Below are 4,760 nucleotides of genomic sequence, written 5' to 3' on the forward strand. Positions count from 1 at the left end.
TGTTCCATTTTAGAGATTTGTTTAAGATAAGATATAACTCATTGAGATGTGTCATAGTATTCGTCGTTAGAAAACAATTATTGTGACATTATTTCAATGAGTTATCTATTTTTGTCGTGTACAGAGAATATTATTTTAAAAATGCTCTTGCATAAGAGCTATTAATTTTCTCTTTTTCGTTTAGTTCATTTGCAGCATAAAATACAAGATTTGGATTTTTAAGCAACTCTCTTCCATATGCAACAAAATCACAAAAACTATTTTCAAGAAGATATTCACCCTCTTTTGCTGTTGTTATTAAACCAACAGCAATAACAGGAATATCTACACTTTTTTTAATCTCTTTTGCCCAATTAGCTTGATAAAATGGTTCAATTTTTGGTATCTTATCTGGATTTTCTATATTTCCACCACTTGAAACATGAATACAATCAACTCCAACTTTTTCTAACTCTTTACATAAATAAATAGAGTCTTCTATATTCCATCCATTTTGCATCCATTCATCAGCACTAATTCTAACAATAAGGGGTAATTTTACCCTATTTTTTATCTCTTTTGCAGTTTCAATTACTAATCTACACCTATTTTCTAAACTTCCACCATAAATATCATCTCTTTTATTTGTTAAAGGTGATAAAAATTCACACAACAAATATCCATGAGCAGCGTGAAGTTCTACTGAATCATAATTTGCTTTTTCGGCTCTAATTGCAGCATTTACAAACAACTCTTTTATTTTTGTTATCTCTTCAAGACTTAACGCTTTTGGAACTTTATATGGTGATTTTTGACTAAAAGCAATTGAGCTTGGAGCTACACAAATATCATCAACAACTTCAGATTTTCTTCCTGCATGAGCTAATTGTATAGAACTTTTTGCTCCAAATAAGTGTAACTTCTCATTCATTTTTTTATGATTTTCAATTAAAGAATCATCCCAAAGTCCTAATTCAAAAGATGAAACTCTTCCTTTTGGCTCAACTGATGCTGGTTCAACAATAATTAAACCAACATCAGCCATTGCTCTTGAAGTATAGTGAAACATATGGAAATCTTTTAATTCTCCACTATTATCACTTTTATACATACACATAGGTGGCATTACAACTCTATTTTTTAGTTCCAAATCACCTATTTTACCTTTGTTTAATAATAAACTCATTATAGCTCCTTAAATTAAATATATCAAATTATATATACACTAAACTTAAAATTCTCTCTTAAAGTATCTTCAAATTTAGCTAACTCTTTATTTAAATCCAAATCTCCTTTAAAAATATCATGCATAGAGTAAGTTTTAAAGGTTCTAATCCAACAAATTGAAAAGTTTTATGAGTAGCAACATTTGCTTCATCTAGTGATAATCCATCAAAAAAACCATCAGGATTGTTAAACTCACTTTTTGGACAATTATATGTCAAGCTTAGCATATATTTTTTGCCTTTTAGTAATCCACCACTTCCATAAGTTTTGCTATCATCGTTTTTGCTTCTTCCGTCGTTTGCATAGTGTCTTCCTTGAGTAAAAGTCTCATCGAAATATTTTTTTGTAATCCAAGGAACACCCATCCAATAAACAGGATATTGAAACAACACATAATCAGCCCACTCAAACTTCTCACACTCCTCTTTTATATCGTAACCCTTATCTATATTTGTATATTTTATAAGAAAGTTATTTTCTTTGAAAAATTGTGTCGCTTTTTCTAAAATCTTTTCAGTTAATTCACCTTTTGCAACATTTTCATAATATTGGTGTCCATTTAAAATTAAAACTTTTTTCATTTTGTACTCCTTTTAAATTATTCAACAATTATATATAATCAAACTTAACTTTTATATCGATTAAGGCTTTATACAAAGTTTGCAAAAACCACTTGCACCAACTTGAAATTAGAGTAATTACCCTAGCAACCACTCTAGCACCAGCTATTATCTGTTTTTCTAATTTTAAATATCTTTTATCGATAAAAGCCTATACTCTATCTCATAATCTTTATACTCTTGAATTAATTTTTGAGATTTCAAAACTAAAGCCTGATAGTTTATCCGTTTTTCATTTAGTTTTACTTCACAAATTAGAAGTTTCTTATCAATATCATCGATAGCAACTATATCTATCTCATTTTGATTATTTCTCTCCCAATATGAGCCAATAGAAGTGAAAGTTTGTTTCTCTTTTAAGAGTTCCACAAAAAGTTTTTCAAGGAATTTTCCTTGAAAAGTTGAGATATCTCTATAGATAATCTCTTTTAATCTATCGAAATTTTCAGCTTCGATTAGTGATTGGTATTTAAAAATAAATCTAAACCAAAAGGATAAAAAATTATCAACTATCTCATATTTTTGTACTTTTGAGTTTGGTTTAGCATTTATTGGTTTAATTGATTTTATGATGTTATAGTCATTTTCAAGTCGTGATAAATGTCCTGAAATATTTCTTTCCAAAATTGATTCTATTTCACTTCTTGATGTTTTTGAATCAGAGATTAAAGCTAAAATAGAAAAATATGTTCCATACTCTTTTCCAAACTCTTCAATAAGTCTATTTTTTCCCTCTTCCAAAAATATTGAGTTTGGATCAATAATTGTATCTATCATAGATTTTAAATCAAAACTACTGTTTAAGATAAATAGTTCTATATATTTTGCAACTCCACCACTTAGCAAATAAAAATCAAGTAAATTTTTATTTGAATAAGAGTTGTAATCTTTTAAAATCTCCTTTAATACACTTACTTTCAAAGGTTTTAAATCTATTTCCCTTAGATAAGTCTTGGAAAAGTAAGCGTCCATTACCCATAACGATGATTGGAGATGCTGCTCATTTGATGCCTCCTTTTGCAGGACAAGGCGTAAACAGTGGGTTGATGGATGCCTTGATATTGTCGGATAATCTGACCAATGGGAAATTTAACAGCATTGAAGAGGCTATTGAAAATTATGAACAGCAAATGTTTGCTTATGGAAGAGAAGCACAGGCAGAATCAATAATAAACGAAACGGAAATGTTCAGCCTCGACTTTTCGTTCCAAAAACTAATGAATCTATAAAACAGAAAGGCGAGGAAATGAAAGAGAAAATAGTTAAAAAAAACGGAATAAGACTTTTTACCGAAAGTTTTGGATGTGAAAAAGATCCGGCAATACTCTTGATTGCGGGAGCAACGGTATCCATGTTGTATTGGGATGCTGAATTTTGCCAGAAACTATCTGAAAAGGGATTTTTTGTTATTCGCTACGACAATAGGGACGTAGGAAAATCTACTAATTACGAACCGGGTTCAACCCCCTATGATATTGTTGACTTAACCCATGATGCTATTTCAATTTTGGACGGCTATAAAATAGTCAAAGCCAATTTTGTGGGAATTTCACTGGGCGGACTGATTTCTCAAATAGCATCAATAAAATATGCCGACAGGGTAAGTTCAATAACACTAATCTCATCAGGTCCTTGGGGCGACTCAGACCCCACAATTCCTGAAATGGATACGCGTATTTTAGATTTTCACGGAAAAGCTGAAACCGTAGATTGGACAAATGAAGACAGTGTGGCAAATTATTTAATTCAAGGTGCTGAATTGATGAGCGGCAGGAAACAATTTGACAAACAAAGAAGTGAAAAACTGATTAGAGCCGAATTTAAAAGAGCTAATAACTATATAAGTATGTTCAATCATGCGGCACTGCAAGGTGGTGAAGAATACTGGAACAGATTGAGCGAAATCAATCAGCCAACCTTAATTGTACACGGAACGGACGATAAAATATGGCATTTTAAGAATTCAGCAGTTTTACTTGAAAAGATAAACGGCTCAAAACTAATAACGCTTGATGGAACCGGACACGAACTACATTTCGAAGATTGGAATAAAATTATTGATGGAATAACGCAACATACAACAAATAACAAAAGAATGAACAAATAGGGTATTATGTATTTCCAAATCAACGGTTTAGAGATTGAAGCTAATATCAATGTGTTCTTTGAATAACATCTTTTGGTGTTTTTTAATAATCATACTACGCAATTTTCTTTTATAAAAGGAAATATTGTAAACTAAATACGAAATGGTATCTTCATTAAATCATATTATCTCAGAGGTACAGCGAAAAGAAAATGCCATTTCGCTGTCTGCACCTAATATAATTGATGAAGCGCACCAAATGACGATATACCTAAAAGAGTACTTATGGTCAATAAGAGAGGATATTATAAAGCAGGGTTTTAAAAACCATTGGGAGGAAATCAACTTCTTTCGCAACATTAAGCCATACATTCTTAAATAAGACCGTCCCGTAAATTTCAGCCGAATCCGACAAAAAGGCGTGAAGATTTCCTTTAAATAGAGAGACCGAAGGTCATCCTTTTCCTAAAAAAGGGGGGGGCCATGGTTCCAAGATGTAAAATCGAGGGCTAATTCAGGCTATACTTTTGTAATTACCAAAAACTTCCATGGCTCTTGCCCAAAAGAGCTAGGAGATTTTCTCCCTGCTTCTAAAATATAGTTTAAATCTTCATCTTTTATCTTTTTTGTCTCATCAAATATTTTACAAGCATGTCTAAAATCCATTGCTTCCATAAAAGTTTTTTCCATAAATTTATCCTTATTTTTTATTAATATTATTCTCTGTACACGACAAATTTCACAGAACCCTTATCCTATCAGGATTCTGCTTTCTTAAAATTGCCAAAATTTCCTTAAACTCTTCTTTTTTCCCAAAACCAATTAAACGCTGAATCGCCATTTGAACA

Annotated in this window: 5 protein-coding genes and 1 pseudogene; 2 read left to right on the plus strand and 4 right to left on the minus strand. The window is 31.2% G+C overall.

What is annotated here, in order from left to right; translation table 11 throughout:
- Positions 1-130: 130 nt before the first annotated feature.
- The 3 genes from FTU65_RS15870 to FTU65_RS15880 form a co-directional block, all read right to left on the minus strand.
- Positions 131-1,165: a tRNA-dihydrouridine synthase gene (locus FTU65_RS15870; protein ID WP_169538918.1), complete on the minus strand. Its 1,035-nt coding sequence runs from the start codon at positions 1,163-1,165 to the stop codon at positions 131-133.
- A gap of 91 nt (positions 1,166-1,256) precedes the next feature.
- Positions 1,257-1,787: an NAD(P)H-dependent oxidoreductase gene (locus tag FTU65_RS15875; protein WP_218944953.1), complete on the minus strand. Its 531-nt coding sequence runs from the start codon at positions 1,785-1,787 to the stop codon at positions 1,257-1,259.
- Positions 1,788-1,952: 165 nt separating this feature from the next.
- Positions 1,953-2,798 (minus strand): DUF234 domain-containing protein, encoded by an 846-nt coding sequence (locus FTU65_RS15880; RefSeq protein WP_169538917.1) that lies wholly within the window; start codon positions 2,796-2,798, stop codon positions 1,953-1,955.
- Here FTU65_RS15880 and FTU65_RS15885 point away from each other — a divergent pair.
- A pseudogene (locus FTU65_RS15885) lies at positions 2,759-3,055 on the plus strand (FAD-dependent oxidoreductase); the annotation flags it as partial. The gene FTU65_RS15880 and the pseudogene FTU65_RS15885 sit on opposite strands and share 40 nt — an antisense overlap.
- A gap of 17 nt (positions 3,056-3,072) precedes the next feature.
- Positions 3,073-3,933: a macrolide hydrolase EstT gene (estT, locus tag FTU65_RS15890; RefSeq protein ID WP_077782102.1), complete on the plus strand. Its 861-nt coding sequence runs from the start codon at positions 3,073-3,075 to the stop codon at positions 3,931-3,933.
- Positions 3,934-4,431: 498 nt separating this feature from the next.
- On the opposite strand, the gene FTU65_RS15895 is transcribed toward estT, so the two are convergent.
- Entirely contained in the window at positions 4,432-4,602 is a 171-nt protein-coding gene (locus tag FTU65_RS15895; RefSeq protein WP_218944955.1) for a nitroreductase family protein, read from the minus strand.
- Positions 4,603-4,760 lie beyond the last annotated feature (158 nt).

It is taken from the genome of Acinetobacter sp. YH12129 (genome assembly GCF_013418685.1).
GTDB lineage: Bacteria > Pseudomonadota > Gammaproteobacteria > Pseudomonadales > Moraxellaceae > Acinetobacter > Acinetobacter amyesii.

Coding starts and splice junctions, on each gene's coding strand:
- FTU65_RS15880 (WP_169538917.1), bottom strand. CDS start 2,798: ATGGACGCTTACTTTTCCAAGACTTATCTAAGGGAAATAGATTTAAAA.
- FTU65_RS15870 (WP_169538918.1), bottom strand. CDS start 1,165: ATGAGTTTATTATTAAACAAAGGTAAAATAGGTGATTTGGAACTAAAA.
- FTU65_RS15875 (WP_218944953.1), bottom strand. CDS start 1,787: ATGAAAAAAGTTTTAATTTTAAATGGACACCAATATTATGAAAATGTT.
- estT (WP_077782102.1), top strand. CDS start 3,073: ATGAAAGAGAAAATAGTTAAAAAAAACGGAATAAGACTTTTTACCGAA.
- FTU65_RS15895 (WP_218944955.1), bottom strand. CDS start 4,602: ATGGAAAAAACTTTTATGGAAGCAATGGATTTTAGACATGCTTGTAAA.